Below are 13895 nucleotides of genomic sequence, written 5' to 3' on the forward strand. Positions count from 1 at the left end.
ATCGCCAAATGACTTCAAACATGTGCGTTTCGTAGCGATGTCATCGAAGGTCAGTCGTTTGATTTGCACGTTCGGTTGTTTCTATTTGACCGTAAGGCTGAATGTATTCGGGTATAGCGCATTCACGCGAAAAAAGACAAAAACAGGTAATTATTGATGCAAGTGGGTAATGAAGCGCTGGTGCTGTCAGCGGTTGGGGTTATTGGTTTAGGTTGCCAATGGTTAGCTTGGCGATTGCGTTTGCCAGCGATTTTATTTTTGTTGTTGGCAGGGCTGATCGTTGGGCCATTTATGCAGTGGTTAAACCCTGATGAGATATTAGGTAATTTGCTCTTTCCGTTGGTCTCTTTAGCGGTGGCAGTGATTTTATTTGAAGGCAGTTTGACCTTAAATTTTAAAGAAATTCGTGGCGTGAGTGGTTCGGTATGGAGCATTGTTTCCATCGGGGCGATCATTTCGTGGGCGGCGACCAGTATTGCAACACACTATTTCCTCGGCTTTACTTGGGAGCTTGCCATGTTGTTCGGCAGCTTAACCGTAGTAACAGGGCCGACGGTCATCGTGCCACTTCTACGAACCGTAAGACCTAACAGTACGCTTGCTAACATTTTGCGATGGGAAGGGATTTTGATTGACCCGCTCGGTGCGCTTTTTGTTGTGATGGTTTACGAGTTTATCGTATCTCACAGCGCGATAAATAGCGTCGAAGTGTTTGGGACGATCATTGCTGTCGGTGTCATGCTAGGTGCGGCCTCAGGCTATGCAGTTGCGACGATCATGCGTCGCTCTTGGCTACCGGAATATTTGCAGCCATTTGCGGTTTTGATGGTGGTTCTAGGTGTATTTTCGGTCTCTAACCACATTGAGTCTGAAGCTGGGTTACTAACCGTCACCGTAATGGGTATGTGGCTCGCAAACGCTAAAGACATCAATATTCAGCAAATTCTGCACTTTAAAGAGCATTTAACCATTTTACTGATCACCGGATTGTTCATCTTCCTTGCGGCTCGAATCAGTCTGGATGATTTTGCTGCGCTAGGTAGCGGTGCGTTATTGTTATTTGTATTTATGCAGTTAGTGTCGCGTCCGTTATCGATTTTTCTTTCAACCTTCCGCAGCAACTTGCGTCTCAAAGATAAGCTGTTTTTGTCTTGGGTTGCACCGCGCGGTATTGTTGCTGCTTCGATTTCGTCTCTTTTCGCGATCAAATTGACCGAATACGGCATTGATGAAGCGATTTTACTGGTCCCTATGACCTTCATGGTGATTATAGGAACGGTCGTGTTACAAAGTGCGACGGCACGTCCTGTAGCGCTGACATTGGGCGTCGCAGAGCCAGCACCACGCGGCTTCTTGTTGATTGGTGCTAACCGAGTAGCAAGAGAAATAGGGCAGGCGTTGTCGCGTTATGACCGTCGCGTATTAATGACTGACTCAAACTGGGAGTACATCAGTCAGGTTCGTATGTTGGGACTGGATTACTATTACGGCAACCCTATTTCTAGTCACGCGGACGACAACTTGAACTTGATAGGAATAGGTCAAGTGGTTGCATTAACGCCCGATCAGCATTTCAACATTATGGCTTGCATGCAATTCGTCGACGAGTTTGGGGAAGATAAAGTTCACTGCTTACAAAAAGTGAAAACCAACAGCAATGACAGCGAGAAGCACTCCGTGGCTCAGGAGTACCATGGTAAATTGCTGATGGGCGGCAATGTAAGCTATACCCAGCTAGCCAGTATGTTAAGTCGTGGTGCAGAGGTTAAACACACGAAATTGAGCGATAACTTCACGTATCAAGATTATTTAGCGCATCACAAAGGTAGTTCAGTTGTACCGCTGTTCCATGTAGAAGAAAAAGGAAAAATTCAATTCTGTGATGATCCCGAACAGTTTGAACCAACGACGACAAGCACTGTTGTGTCGCTAATTCTGTCGGACAGCGTAAAGTAAACTACAGAGCAATGTGATCCATTTGCATCATGGGTATCGTACGCTGATTATCTCAATTTGAAGAGAAACTTGCCGGCTTGTTGAAAACGGAAAGCGAGTTTCTTTTCTTATAATGTCAGGGGCAGTCGAGATTCATTACTCGTTTCGGAAAAGTAATCCGGCAAATTCACAAAATTCGCATTGACGTTACTGATAAGGATCGCAATACTGCGCGACTGTTTTACTTTAGGGTGACATTATGGCTCCGCAAACTAACCGAAAAGATTTACACCTAGATGCTGTTTTACATCATGATATGAGCATGAAGCATAAAACGGCGGGTTTTGAGTCTGTCGAGTTTGAACACTGTGCGCTGCCAGAATGTGACTTTCACGCGATCGATTTATCGACAGAGTTTCTTGGTCATCAATTAGCGCTACCGTTTTTGATTAGCTCGATGACTGGCGGAGCAAAAGACGCAGAAACGATCAATTGTCGTCTAGCTGAAGCAGCAAGTGAATTAGGTATTGCCATGGGTGTGGGCTCGCAACGGATTAGCTTAGAAGAAAGTCAGCATTCGGGCTTGGGTAAAACCATTCGTGAGTTGGCGAAAGAAGTACCATTGTATTCCAATCTTGGAGCCGCTCAATTGCTCGATAAAGGTAAACTCGATAATGCGCAACGTGCGGTTGAGGCGATTCAAGCCGATGCCTTGTTTGTGCACGTTAATCCAATGCAGGAAGCGTTTCAGAAAAATGGCGACCACAATTGGGTTGGTGTTTTCCAGGCAATTGAGATGCTTAAATCTCGCGTGAAGGTTCCTATCATTATCAAAGAAGTCGGTTTTGGTATTAGCGGACACGTTGCGCAGCGATTAATTGATGCTGGTGTGGATGCAATTGACGTTGCGGGCGCGGGTGGCACAAGCTGGAGTGCGGTTGAAGGGTATTGCCAAGATAATCCGAAAATGCAGCGTGCAGCCGAGCTTTTCCGCGATTGGGGTGTCCCTACAGCAACATGTTTGGCTCAAATCCGCGCACTGCATCCTACATTACCCTTGATCGCCTCGGGAGGTGTTCATAACGGACTTGAAGCGGCGAAAGCCATTCATTTGGGTGCTAATCTCATTGGGCAAGCTGGTGCGGTATTAAAAGCTGCGACGATCAGCACGCAGTCTGTCGTCGATCACTTTGAACAAATGGCATTAGAGCTGCGTTTAGCGTGCTTTGGTACTGGCTCTTTTAAGGTTGGTGAGCTAACAAAAGCGCGCTGCCTATAGCTTTTAGAATGGCGCGCTTTACACAGAGTCGCTCAATAATTTTTCGGTGTCTTAACACGTAGACTGATAATTTCGTTATAGTTGATACAAAAGTCACTTCAGCTAGTGACGCCTTTATTCAGACACTTGAATGGGCATGTGTTGAAGAGATTGAGTTTAATTTTACTATTGTTTGCAACTGGAACCTTAAATTTATGAAAAAACTAGTCATGCTGATGTTGGCGGCTTCTGCTTTGACCGCTTGTAGTGATGAAGTGGGCACTGAAGGCTGGTGTAACGACATGCGCGATAAGCCAAAAACAGAATGGACAGCAGACAACGCGGTAGACTTTGCAAAGCATTGTGTTCTGCAAGATGGTGTCGGCAGCGAGCAATGGTGTGAAAACCTGAAAGATAAGCCGAAAGGTGACTGGACTGCAAACGAAGCGACCAGCTATACTAAACACTGCATTTTTTAAGCACAGCGGAAAGCGCCTTTTCTGAGGCGACATTCTGTGAGGTAAACACCAAGCGTTATTGCTTGGTGTTTTTGTATCTAAAATAGCTCGATTTTTCACGTGTCGAGCGCACTTCCCTCTGAATGGAATGTTTTACATTTTCGTTTCATTTTTGAAAACCTGTATTGCCTGTCTTTAATTTTTCGTATTGCAATGGCATGGTGTCGAGATAGCCATCTAATTCAATTAGATTCATAACAAAAAGGAATTCAAATGGAAGTACTAAAAGGCTCATGTCTGTGCGGCAAGGTAAAGTTGGAAGTGGCAGATGAATTTAAGTACATGGGAAATTGCCATTGCTCTGAATGCCGCAAGTTCACAGGTTCTGACTATTCATCTGCCGGTGGTATTGCGTTGGATAAACTGCTTATTATCCAAGGGAAAGAAGATATTCAAACTTATCAGAAAAGCGAAAATACCATGCTATGCTTTTGTCGCCACTGCGGATCGAGCCTGTATTCGAAAAAGAACAATGGGATCGTCAATATTCGCCTTGGTATCTTGGATGACACACCTTCTCACAAGCCTGATTTCCATATTTTTGTCGCGTCGAAAGCGCCGTGGCTCGAGATATCGGATAACCTGACTCAATTTGATGCAGGGCCAAAATAGAGTTGTTGTAGATAAGTATTTAGAAACAGAGCGCGTTACAATACGCTTGCGACACGCTCTGTGCTTTTACTTTGTATATTAGAACGGAGACGACTATTTGGCGTCTTGTAGTTCTTCTAAGCCACCGGCATTGTGCAGATTCGTAAAGCCTTGCGATTGTAAGTATTGATACGCTTTGCCAGAGCGGTTACCACTGCGACAGTACAACACGATAGCTTGATCTTTATCGACGTCTTGAAAATGTTTATCAAGTTCAGATAAAGGGAAGTTGACGGCATTATCCAAATGCCCTTCAGAAAACTCTTGCGGCGTGCGCACATCGACAATCATCGCGCCCTCGTCAATCAATTGCCAACCTTGTTCAGCGCGTTCAGAAGCTGACACGTTGGGGGAGAGGAAGCTCACGCACAACGTTGCAAGAAATAGAGATACGGCCTTTTTCATTGTTTGATTATCCTTTTTAAGAGTACGTAACCACTCTAGATTTGATTGAGCATATTTTCCATCATAAAGAGATGCTAAGTAGTTGTGAATGCGATAATTCGATAGAAAATTTTATTTAATTTAATAAAAAATTTTTATCAAATTCACCTCTTGAACTCTAATTTTTCGACCTTATTATTTTCATCGAAAGCGAGCTGTCGACTCGCAAATCCATCTTGATGTTTATTTTGTCTTTTATTTTTGGTTCCAAGTAGGAGGCACTTAAAAATGAAAATTCGTCCTTTAAATGACAAGCTAATTGTTGAAAGACAAGAGGTGGAAAATAAATCTGAAGGGGGAATCGTTTTAACTTCTCAATCGGTGAAAAAATCAAACCGCGGGAAAGTCATTGCTGTTGGTTTAGGTAAACGTCTTGAAAATGGCGAACGCGCTGCGATGGAAGTCAAAGTGGGCGACCAAATCATTTTCAATGACGGTTACGGCGTGAAAACCGAGAAAATTGACGGCGCAGAATACTTAATTCTGTCCGAATCTGATGTGTTAGCAATCGTTGAGTAATTATTTTTGTAGTAGTTTTTTGAGGAGATAACCATGGCTGCAAAAGACGTATTATTTGCTAATGACGCACGTCAAAAAATGCTGAAAGGTGTGAACTTACTGGCGGACGCAGTAAAAGTGACACTAGGCCCGAAAGGCCGCAACGTTGTGCTTGATAAATCTTACGGCGCGCCAACCATCACCAAAGATGGCGTGTCTGTAGCGAAAGAAATCGAACTGAAAGATAAGTTCGAAAACATGGGCGCACAAATGGTGAAACAAGTGGCGTCCAAAGCGAATGATGAAGCGGGGGACGGTACAACGACCGCTACCGTACTGGCGCAATCTTTCATCAATGAAGGTCTTAAAGCGGTAGCCTCTGGCATGAACCCAATGGACCTAAAACGTGGTATCGACAAAGCCACTGAAGCGGCGGTTGAGAAACTACGTGAAATGTCTAAGCCATGCAGCGACAAAGAATCTATCACCCAAGTGGGTAGCATTTCTGCAAACAGCGATCGCGCGATCGGTGAAATCATTGCAGAAGCGATGGAAAAAGTGGGTCGCAATGGCGTGATTACGGTTGAAGAAGGCCAAGGTCTAAACAACGAATTGTCTGTGGTTGAAGGTATGCAATTTGACCGCGGTTACTTGTCGCCATACTTCATCACTAACCAAGAAAATGGCAGCGTCGAGCTAGACAACCCTTACATCCTATTGGTGGACAAAAAAGTCAGCAGCATCCGCGAGCTATTGCCTGTATTAGAAGAAGTGGCGAAATCTTCTCGCTCGCTATTGATCATTGCTGAAGACATCGAAGGTGAAGCGCTAGCGACATTGGTTGTGAACAACATGCGCGGCATCGTGCGTGCGACCGCGGTGAAAGCGCCTGGCTTTGGTGACAACCGTAAAGCGATGATGGAAGACATTGCGGTACTAACTGCTGGTACGGTCATCTCTGAAGAAATCGGCCTAGAGCTCGAAAAAGCAACGTTAGAGCAACTAGGTAGTGCGAAGAAAGTGACCATCACCAAAGACACAACAACCATTGTGGGTGGCGCAGCAGAAGCAAGCGCGATTGCTGATCGTGTGGCTTCGATTGAAAAACAAATCGAAACAACCACTTCTCAATACGACAAAGATAAGCTTCAACAACGTGTTGCGAAGCTATCTGGCGGCGTAGCGGTGATCAAGATCGGCGCTGCAACCGAAGTTGAGATGAAAGAGAAGAAAGACCGCGTGGACGATGCGCTACACGCTACTCGCGCAGCGGTTGAAGAAGGTATTGTTGCTGGTGGTGGTGTAGCTTTAACTAAGATCGCGAAAGAATTGGCGGATCTAAAAGGCGACAACGATGACCAAAACGTGGGTATCCGAGTTGCCCTACGTGCAATGGAAGAGCCTCTTCGTCAAATTGCAACTAACGCAGGTGACGAAGCTTCTGTTGTGGCGAACGCTGTTAAAGCGGGTGATGCCGATTACGGTTACAACGCTGCAACAGGTGAATACGGCAACATGATCGAAATGGGCATCTTGGACCCTGCGAAAGTAACACGTTCAGCGCTTCAATTCGCAGCGTCTGTTGCTGGCTTGATGATCACCACTGAAGCGATGATCACCAACCACGTTGAAGACAAAGAACTTGATATCTAACGTCATCAATCGTTAGTGATTAAGTAAGCGTTAAAATAACAATAACATTGCAAAACCTAAGCGGGCTCGCTTGAGCCCGCTAATCAGTCATTTGAGGTAAGTGTTATGACCCGTTTACCTGCGTTTTCTTTCTCAATATCTGAGCCGGGCGGTAATGAAGCTTCGTCAACGTGGCCGACTGCTATTCACTTCCCCCTCGTTCCAGCTGGGCCAGAGTTTTCAATCGAAAATGCTCTGCCTAAACGTCCGACAGTGACGATATTCACTATCGATCTGTCTCAGTTATTTAAAGGGGACGCTCGGGTCATCCATTAACTGTATCGAAACAGCCAGCGCACGTTGGCTGTTTTTTCTAATTTAAAGTATTGATAATGTTGATTTTTATTTGATTACTGCCACTTGTTCAATGATCAATTTGAACTGGGGTAATCGGACCGCAAGCGTACTACACCTTTAAGCCCAGCATTGCGCCGAAAATGATCAATCCCGCCCCACATGCTTGATTGAGTCGATGCTTAATCTTCAACAAGAAAGCTTGTAGCTGGGGTGACGTGAATAAAACAGCAACGATAGAAAACCAAATACCATGCAGCGCAATCATATAAATCCCGTAGAACAAGGCGATGTGTTGCTGACTAGAGTCGGGAGAAATCACTTGGCTAAAAATACTCAGAAAAAACAGCATCGTCTTGGGATTGAGTGAATTACACAGAAATCCCTGCATGAAAAATCGCCACATTGAATACTCGCTCTGTTGAATGGTTTCTGAGTTTGATGCAGGTTGCGAGGAGAATATTCCTTTAATCCCAAGGTAGACAAGATAAGCGGCCCCAAGATAGCGCACGAGATTAAACAACCATTCATTTTGTGAAATTAAGTAACTGATCCCCAGCATGGAGTAAGCGATGTGGATGCTGATCGCCATGCTGATACCAATCGCACTATACACGCCTGCTTTTCGTCCTTGATTTAAGCTATTTCTTAATACCAAAACAAAGTCTGCGCCAGGGCTAATGACAATAAGCACACCTAATAACGCAAGAGTTACAAATTCCATATCGATTTCCTGTTTGAATGATGAAGTCTGGGATGTAGCGAAATTGTAGGCGTCTTTATTACTGACTATAATCGAAAAACATTCCCATATTGGTGAGAAAAACTCACAGATGCGTCACCTGAAATCTTTTTATGTCTTCCACGTTGCGGCGAGTTCTTCAAGCTACACTGAAGCGGCTGACAAACTGAACATTACCCACGGAGCCGTGAGTAAGCAGATCAAGCAACTTGAGCAATATCTGTCTCAACCTTTGTTCTTCAAAGAGGGCAGGAAAGTCGTGTTGACGGCGGAAGGCGAATTACTCAAGACATACACAGAAACGGCATTCCAAACGCTAGAAACAGGCGTGAATACGCTTATTCAAGAGAAGCATCAGCATCTTGAAGTGTCTTGTGAACCGACATTAACCATGCGCTGGTTGATGCCAAGGTTGGCCGCGTTTAATGATGAACACCGTGCTGATGTTCGTTTGTCGACGGCTGGTGGCCCGGTAACATTAGGATCAACTGGGCTTTCGATGGCGATTCGTCGAGACGATTTTGCGCAGCATCACGATTACGACAAAACCATTCTTGTGGAAGAGTGGGTGGGGCCGGTATTTTCTCCTGAGTATTGGCAATTCATTAAAGACAATTTGAAAGCAGCTCGATTGTTGAATAGCCAAACCAGACCGAATGCTTGGGCGGATTGGCAGCAATCAACACGTTGTGAAACTTTCAACGGCAACACTCAGCAATCATTCGCGCATTTTTATTTTTGCATACAAGCCGCAGTGGATGGCTTAGGCGTCGCAATGGGATCGTATCCTTTTGTCATGGACGATATTAAGCGTGGTAATTTGGTCGCACCATTTGGGTTTTCTCCATCAAGTTGCAATTACGTTTTATTGAGTCAAGATAAAAAGCGTACAGAACTCGAACATAAATTTATCACGTGGTTACAAACGCAAATGGCAGAGTGTGTGCCACTGTCATCACAGCAGATTACGCAAGGCGAATAGAAGGCATAGAGCGAGATTACGTCAGTCAGTTTTATGGAAAAAGGCTTAGGAAATTGGAAATGGAAAACCTCAATATTGTTGAAATCAAATCATTTGTTCCGGCGAAAGATTACGCGCTATCAAAACGCTTTTATGAGGCGATTGGCTTTGAAATGGCATCGGACTTCGGTGATGTAGCATACTTCTCTCAAGGTAGCTGCGCGTTTCTTTTACAGAATTTTTATGAGCCAGAACACGGCAATAACTTCATGATGCACTTGCTCGTAGAAGACGCAGAAAGCTGGCATCAGCACTTATCCAAAGTGGGTCATGAAGAATTTGGTTCGCGTTTGACTGAGCTGGTCGAGCAACCTTGGGGCATGCGCGAATGTTGTTTGTTTGACCCTAGTGGCGTTTTATGGCGAATTGGCCAGAACATGAATACTGACTAACGCCAGTCTTATTTTCACCACATCTACGCGCAGGTATTGAGATCTCGATATCTGCGCGTTTTCTTTTTTACTTAGCCTTGCCAACGTTTGTAGCGCACTCACGCCTTTTTCGAGGTGGTGTGCGATGGGCTAACGCCAAAAAACTCCTCAAGCAGCATGGCTTTGAGTTCTGCTCTGACTTCTGCGCCACCGATTAACGCCAAAAGTGCGAGTCCTCCTGGAATAAGGATGACCATTAATATCGGTCTTAAAATATACGAAAAGCAGAAGATGGTCGGGAAGAAAATCAATCCTTGGCCTAGTTTGTTTAATACGTACATGAGCGATTCCTTTTGTTTTTATATAAAATGAGCATGCTCAATTTTATAAATGAGCGCGCTCAATTTGTCAATCTCAACCACGCAAGGTATGATCCTTTCAGGCTCATTAAGCAGACACATCAATGACGAAGCGACAACAAACCAGAGATAAAATTCTAAAAGCCGCATGGGCATCTTTTGCTCAAAATGGCTATGACATGACGACCACAAGGCAGATAGCGAGAGAAGCAGGAGTAGCCGATGGCACAGTGTTTAGCCATTTCCCGACTAAACTGTCGATTTTGCGCGAAGGGATGTTGGCGCAACTGCAACAGATCAGCCAAGAAACGCTAGTCAGTGTGGAAGGTAAAACCGATATCGACATTGGTTTGGCGCTGACGGAGAAATACTATCGCTACTATTTTGCGAACGTTGAGCTGAGCCGAGCTTTGTTGAAAGAAGTGATTTGGGATTTGGATTATTATCAGTCGTTTAACCAAGCTTTGTTTCAATCTGTAAACGGAAGCTCCGTCCTTGAGGGAAAAATACCGCTGATTTTTGACTGCTATTTTATGACGTTAATCTCGCACTTGAGCCGTGCAGAACCGGATGTTGAAGCGGCACTTGAAGAGCTTCATGCTAAGTTTCAGCAAATCATTGCGACTGCATAACATGGCCCCAACGCAGGATCTGAAAGAATATACTGCCTGTCATCTTATTTGCTGGACTCCCATTTTCTCGTTTCAGTTGGTGTCTCACCAAATAGCCGCTTGTAGCTTTGACTGAACTGCCCGAGATGGAAAAAACCAAAGTCAAAAGCGATTTCTGCAATTGTTCGATTATCTTCAGGGCTTTGTAGCACTCTACGTACTTGATTCAGGCGCATTCGATGTATGAACTGCTTTGGGGAAGTATTACAGCAATGTTCAAAGGTGTACTGTAGTGTGCGACGACTGACGTGTACTGCATCACACAGTTCACTGACGGTTATCGGTGTACGGTAGTCTAGATCCTGTAGCTGTTGTTTTATACGGTGCATCACGTGTTGACGATGAGAGATTGATATCGGATGGCTCGTGTGCAGTGAACTGAGTGAGAACAGCTCCAGCACAATATCTTTTAAGATTGCTTGATGTGTGGTTTCAGACCATCTTGGTTCGGCGGAACCAAGTAACATGCCTAAGTAGTATTTAAGTTGTTGAATGTGTTTTTCCGTCAAACCCGTTAAGTGTAATGTGTTGTTTTGGATACTCCCAAGCTCAAGTTGATTTTCTATGATGTGAACGAAGTTTTTGTCGAGCACTATTCCATAGATAGAAAACTGCTCCGGTGTCATTAACTCAAAATCAGCGCCACCTTGCCTAAGCAAAAGTTGGCTTGAATTAAACTGACTGTGATTTAGGTGTAGCGGCTTATTTTCCGCACTCAAACCCAACCAAATACCTCCCTCTTCAACCCTGCATTGCTGTCTTAGCGAGCGGTTACTGTCTTCACGAAATACATGGAAATTGGGAAATCGTCGTTCTCGAATTTGACCTAAAAATCGACCATCGCTGAGTTGGTCATATTCCTGTTGCCAGTTTATCAGACTCGCAGCTTGTTGGTTTGCATCCTTAGTGTGATGGATGCACAGCATTGGTGCAGTTTGGGGCATTTGGTTACTCATCCTTGTGATGCTCATTCCTTTTTTGTGAGTCATGTTGGAGCAGTATTTACATAACTCATTGTTTATTATTGGTTTATAAATGTTGCCAGTTTTTGATAACGCTACGGAACACATTTGGCAATACTTTCTTAAAGCTTATTGATAGTTCAGCAAAAAGCGAACCAAATAGTGAAGAGGAAGAGCAATGACGGCAACTTATCGTCGGCAACAAGGAAGTAAAGTCTATACCTTTAAGTCATTAGCTGACTTGATGGCGAAAGCGACACCGGAGCGCTCAGGCGATGCGTTAGCCGGGGTTTGTGCTCAGTCAGCGGCAGAACGTGTAGTCGCACAAATGGCGCTGTCTGAGTTACCACTTAAAACGTTTCTTAACGAGGCGGTTATTCCATACGAAAGCGACGATATCACTCGCCTAATTATCGATACGCATGACCTTGAAGCCTTTAAGCCGATTGAGCACTTGACGGTCGGAGATTTTCGAAATTGGCTGCTGAGTGAAGAAGCCGATGGTGAAACGTTGGCTAAAATTCGTCAAGGTTTAACACCAGAAATGGTGGCCGCAGTCAGTAAGATTATGCGCAACCAGGATTTGATTCTCGTTGCTAAAAAATGCCAAGTTGTCACGGCTTTTCGGAATACGATTGGTTTGCCGAGTCGCCTGTCTACTCGCTTACAGCCGAATCATCCCACTGATTCTCTCAACGGTATCGCAGCGACCATTTTTGATGGTCTGATGTACGGAAATGGCGATGCGGTTATCGGTATCAATCCGGCAACAGATAATGTACCTCAAGCTATTAAGTTAATGAACTTAATGGATGAGGTGATTCAACACTATCAAATACCGACTCAGTCTTGTGTGTTAACTCATGTCACGAACACGATCGAAGCCATTGAAATGGGTGCACCAGTCGATCTCGTTTTTCAGTCGATAGGCGGCACGCAAGGGACGAATGATACCTTCGGAATCGACTTGTCGATTTTGAAAGAGGCCCATGAAGCCGCGTTGTCTTTGAATCGAGGTAGCGTAGGAAACAATGTGATGTATTTTGAAACCGGACAAGGTACAGCGCTGTCTGCGAATGCATTTCATGGGGTCGATCAGCAGACTTGTGAAGCCCGCGCTTATGCTGTCGCGAAACAGTTCGATCCTTTGTTGGTTAATACTGTCGTTGGGTTTATTGGCCCTGAGTATCTGTTTGATGGCAAACAGATCATTCGTGCTGGGCTTGAAGATCATTTCTGTGGGAAGTTGCTTGGTTTACCTATGGGTTGCGATATCTGTTACACCAATCATGCCTATGCCGATCAGAATGACATGGATAACTTGCTGACACTATTAGGTGTGGCCGAGTGCTCGTTCATCATGGGTATTCCAGGGTCTGATGACATCATGCTCAACTATCAAACTACCTCATTTCACGATGCCCTTTACGCAAGAAAAGTACTCGGTTTGAAGCCAGCACCAGAGTTTGAAAAATGGTTAATGGAGATGCAGATTTTCGAGAGCGTGCAAGACGTTCGGTTAAGTGAGCAAATCTCTCGCTCGTTTTCGGGAGCAATTAACCAACTGAATAAGGGGTATTCTCATGGGTAAAGTAATCACCATTGCTCAGTCCCCACAAGATGAGTCTGGAGTTGTCACACACAACCCGTGGGGCAAGTTACGCGACTTCACCTCTGCTCGGATCGCTCTGGGTCGCAGCGGAAACAGTGTACCAACCAACGAGTTACTCTCATTTCAGCTGGATCATGCCCAAGCTATGGATGCAGTGCATTGTAGTTTGAATATTGAGTCTCTCGTTGCTGGTTTGTCGGACTCTTACTCGATTCTTGAAAATACCTTAGAGCCTCCAGTGGTAGTGAGCAGCCAAGTGAGTGATCGGCTTATGTACCTGCAAAGGCCCGATTTAGGAAGGCAACTCGATGAATCTTCTTGGCAAACGCTCAACTTGATAGCAAATGAGCATAACACTGACATTGATCTTGCGATTGTTATTGCTGATGGACTTTCTTCCGTCGCAATTCAAAACCATGCCGTGCCTGTTGTTACTCGATTGATTTCTCTTTTAAGCGCTGATGATGGACATCAATGGAAATTCGCACCTATCACAGTCGTAAAGCAAGGAAGAGTAGCGGTAGGGGATGATGTTGGTGAATGTTTTAACGCCAAGGCCGTGCTGGTTTTAATTGGAGAGAGACCCGGTCTAACTTCTCCGGATAGCATGGGTATGTATCTCACTTGGGGGGCTAAACGAGGCTCTAAAGATTCCCAAAGAAACTGTATTTCCAATGTGCGTCCCCAGGGGCTCAACTATGACGATGCCTGTGAACGCGCATTTTACTTGCTCAAGGAGGCTCGAAAATTACAACTGTCAGGAGTGAATCTGAAAGATCGCTCAGATATCAATGAGCCAAGTGGCGCAAGCGTTGAAGATAAACACAGCGACAACTTTTTAATTTCATCAAAGTAGAAGGATTTACT

16 protein-coding genes are annotated in these 13895 nt (G+C 44.8%); 12 read left to right on the plus strand and 4 right to left on the minus strand.

Annotated elements, in window-relative coordinates; genetic code table 11:
• Nucleotides 1-156: 156 nt before the first annotated feature.
• The 4 genes from R7Z78_RS07385 to R7Z78_RS07400 all read left to right on the plus strand — a co-directional run bounded on the left by R7Z78_RS07385 (nucleotide 157) and on the right by R7Z78_RS07400 (nucleotide 4323).
• Nucleotides 157-1956: a cation:proton antiporter gene (locus R7Z78_RS07385; RefSeq protein WP_104976290.1), complete on the plus strand. Its 1800-nt coding sequence runs from the start codon at nucleotides 157-159 to the stop codon at nucleotides 1954-1956.
• A gap of 238 nt (nucleotides 1957-2194) precedes the next feature.
• Nucleotides 2195-3214 carry a type 2 isopentenyl-diphosphate Delta-isomerase gene (gene fni, locus R7Z78_RS07390; protein ID WP_005388695.1) on the plus strand — a complete coding sequence of 340 codons (1020 nt, stop codon included), beginning with the start codon at nucleotides 2195-2197 and terminating at the stop codon, nucleotides 3212-3214.
• Nucleotides 3215-3408: 194 nt separating this feature from the next.
• Nucleotides 3409-3672 (plus strand): DUF3012 domain-containing protein, encoded by a 264-nt coding sequence (locus R7Z78_RS07395; protein ID WP_104976289.1) that lies wholly within the window; start codon nucleotides 3409-3411, stop codon nucleotides 3670-3672.
• Nucleotides 3673-3924: 252 nt separating this feature from the next.
• A complete protein-coding gene (locus tag R7Z78_RS07400) occupies nucleotides 3925-4323 on the plus strand; it encodes a GFA family protein (RefSeq protein WP_005388696.1) in 399 nt (132 codons plus the stop codon).
• A 93-nt stretch (nucleotides 4324-4416) separates the two neighbouring features.
• Here R7Z78_RS07400 and R7Z78_RS07405 read toward each other — a convergent pair whose 3' ends face one another.
• Entirely contained in the window at nucleotides 4417-4767 is a 351-nt protein-coding gene (locus R7Z78_RS07405; protein ID WP_054728660.1) for a rhodanese-like domain-containing protein, read from the minus strand.
• A gap of 267 nt (nucleotides 4768-5034) precedes the next feature.
• Here R7Z78_RS07405 and R7Z78_RS07410 point away from each other — a divergent pair, with 267 nt between their 5' ends.
• The 3 genes from R7Z78_RS07410 to R7Z78_RS07420 all read left to right on the plus strand — a co-directional run bounded on the left by R7Z78_RS07410 (nucleotide 5035) and on the right by R7Z78_RS07420 (nucleotide 7272).
• Nucleotides 5035-5325 (plus strand): co-chaperone GroES, encoded by a 291-nt coding sequence (locus tag R7Z78_RS07410; RefSeq protein ID WP_005373989.1) that lies wholly within the window; start codon nucleotides 5035-5037, stop codon nucleotides 5323-5325.
• Nucleotides 5326-5358: 33 nt separating this feature from the next.
• Complete coding sequence (groL, locus tag R7Z78_RS07415) at nucleotides 5359-6957, plus strand: chaperonin GroEL (protein WP_005388702.1); 1599 nt, start codon at nucleotides 5359-5361, stop codon at nucleotides 6955-6957.
• Between the two features lie 105 nt (nucleotides 6958-7062).
• A complete protein-coding gene (locus tag R7Z78_RS07420; protein WP_005373984.1) occupies nucleotides 7063-7272 on the plus strand; it encodes a hypothetical protein in 210 nt (69 codons plus the stop codon).
• A 130-nt stretch (nucleotides 7273-7402) separates the two neighbouring features.
• On the opposite strand, the gene R7Z78_RS07425 is transcribed toward R7Z78_RS07420, so the two are convergent.
• Nucleotides 7403-8014, minus strand: a complete 612-nt coding sequence (locus R7Z78_RS07425; RefSeq protein ID WP_104976288.1) for a LysE family translocator — start codon at nucleotides 8012-8014, stop codon at nucleotides 7403-7405.
• A gap of 109 nt (nucleotides 8015-8123) precedes the next feature.
• Here R7Z78_RS07425 and R7Z78_RS07430 point away from each other — a divergent pair, with 109 nt between their 5' ends.
• Both R7Z78_RS07430 and R7Z78_RS07435 read left to right on the plus strand, forming a co-directional pair.
• Nucleotides 8124-9014: a LysR family transcriptional regulator gene (locus R7Z78_RS07430; protein WP_104976287.1), complete on the plus strand. Its 891-nt coding sequence runs from the start codon at nucleotides 8124-8126 to the stop codon at nucleotides 9012-9014.
• A 59-nt stretch (nucleotides 9015-9073) separates the two neighbouring features.
• Nucleotides 9074-9445 carry a VOC family protein gene (locus R7Z78_RS07435; protein WP_005373979.1) on the plus strand — a complete coding sequence of 124 codons (372 nt, stop codon included), beginning with the start codon at nucleotides 9074-9076 and terminating at the stop codon, nucleotides 9443-9445.
• Nucleotides 9446-9543: 98 nt separating this feature from the next.
• Here the strand turns inward: R7Z78_RS07435 and R7Z78_RS07440 are convergent, their stop codons facing one another.
• Nucleotides 9544-9765, minus strand: coding sequence for a hypothetical protein (locus tag R7Z78_RS07440; protein ID WP_017635120.1), 222 nt, complete (start codon nucleotides 9763-9765; stop codon nucleotides 9544-9546).
• 122 nt (nucleotides 9766-9887) lie between these two features.
• Between R7Z78_RS07440 and R7Z78_RS07445 the strand changes: the two genes are divergently transcribed.
• Entirely contained in the window at nucleotides 9888-10415 is a 528-nt protein-coding gene (locus R7Z78_RS07445) for a TetR/AcrR family transcriptional regulator (protein ID WP_005373975.1), read from the plus strand.
• Between the two features lie 44 nt (nucleotides 10416-10459).
• On the opposite strand, the gene R7Z78_RS07450 is transcribed toward R7Z78_RS07445, so the two are convergent.
• Nucleotides 10460-11410 carry a helix-turn-helix domain-containing protein gene (locus R7Z78_RS07450; RefSeq protein WP_104976286.1) on the minus strand — a complete coding sequence of 317 codons (951 nt, stop codon included), beginning with the start codon at nucleotides 11408-11410 and terminating at the stop codon, nucleotides 10460-10462.
• Nucleotides 11411-11594: 184 nt separating this feature from the next.
• On the opposite strand from R7Z78_RS07450, the gene R7Z78_RS07455 reads away from it, so the two are divergent.
• Nucleotides 11595-13007 carry an ethanolamine ammonia-lyase subunit EutB gene (locus tag R7Z78_RS07455; RefSeq protein WP_025768012.1) on the plus strand — a complete coding sequence of 471 codons (1413 nt, stop codon included), beginning with the start codon at nucleotides 11595-11597 and terminating at the stop codon, nucleotides 13005-13007.
• Nucleotides 13000-13884, plus strand: a complete 885-nt coding sequence (gene eutC, locus R7Z78_RS07460) for an ethanolamine ammonia-lyase subunit EutC (RefSeq protein WP_104976285.1) — start codon at nucleotides 13000-13002, stop codon at nucleotides 13882-13884. Before R7Z78_RS07455 ends, eutC begins: the two co-directional genes overlap by 8 nt.
• Nucleotides 13885-13895 lie beyond the last annotated feature (11 nt).

Origin of the sequence: Vibrio sp. 1167 (genome assembly GCF_033340375.1) — a bacterium.
Classification (GTDB): domain Bacteria; phylum Pseudomonadota; class Gammaproteobacteria; order Enterobacterales; family Vibrionaceae; genus Vibrio; species Vibrio alginolyticus.

Bases quoted from the DNA above. Each gene is read 5' to 3' on its own strand.
- R7Z78_RS07385 (WP_104976290.1), top strand. From the start codon at position 157: ATGCAAGTGGGTAATGAAGCGCTGGTGCTGTCAGCGGTTGGGGTTATT.
- fni (WP_005388695.1), top strand. From the start codon at position 2,195: ATGGCTCCGCAAACTAACCGAAAAGATTTACACCTAGATGCTGTTTTA.
- R7Z78_RS07395 (WP_104976289.1), top strand. From the start codon at position 3,409: ATGAAAAAACTAGTCATGCTGATGTTGGCGGCTTCTGCTTTGACCGCT.
- R7Z78_RS07400 (WP_005388696.1), top strand. From the start codon at position 3,925: ATGGAAGTACTAAAAGGCTCATGTCTGTGCGGCAAGGTAAAGTTGGAA.
- R7Z78_RS07405 (WP_054728660.1), bottom strand. From the start codon at position 4,767: ATGAAAAAGGCCGTATCTCTATTTCTTGCAACGTTGTGCGTGAGCTTC.
- R7Z78_RS07410 (WP_005373989.1), top strand. From the start codon at position 5,035: ATGAAAATTCGTCCTTTAAATGACAAGCTAATTGTTGAAAGACAAGAG.
- groL (WP_005388702.1), top strand. From the start codon at position 5,359: ATGGCTGCAAAAGACGTATTATTTGCTAATGACGCACGTCAAAAAATG.
- R7Z78_RS07420 (WP_005373984.1), top strand. From the start codon at position 7,063: ATGACCCGTTTACCTGCGTTTTCTTTCTCAATATCTGAGCCGGGCGGT.
- R7Z78_RS07425 (WP_104976288.1), bottom strand. From the start codon at position 8,014: ATGGAATTTGTAACTCTTGCGTTATTAGGTGTGCTTATTGTCATTAGC.
- R7Z78_RS07430 (WP_104976287.1), top strand. From the start codon at position 8,124: ATGCGTCACCTGAAATCTTTTTATGTCTTCCACGTTGCGGCGAGTTCT.
- R7Z78_RS07435 (WP_005373979.1), top strand. From the start codon at position 9,074: ATGGAAAACCTCAATATTGTTGAAATCAAATCATTTGTTCCGGCGAAA.
- R7Z78_RS07440 (WP_017635120.1), bottom strand. From the start codon at position 9,765: ATGTACGTATTAAACAAACTAGGCCAAGGATTGATTTTCTTCCCGACC.
- R7Z78_RS07445 (WP_005373975.1), top strand. From the start codon at position 9,888: ATGACGAAGCGACAACAAACCAGAGATAAAATTCTAAAAGCCGCATGG.
- R7Z78_RS07450 (WP_104976286.1), bottom strand. From the start codon at position 11,410: ATGAGTAACCAAATGCCCCAAACTGCACCAATGCTGTGCATCCATCAC.
- R7Z78_RS07455 (WP_025768012.1), top strand. From the start codon at position 11,595: ATGACGGCAACTTATCGTCGGCAACAAGGAAGTAAAGTCTATACCTTT.
- eutC (WP_104976285.1), top strand. From the start codon at position 13,000: ATGGGTAAAGTAATCACCATTGCTCAGTCCCCACAAGATGAGTCTGGA.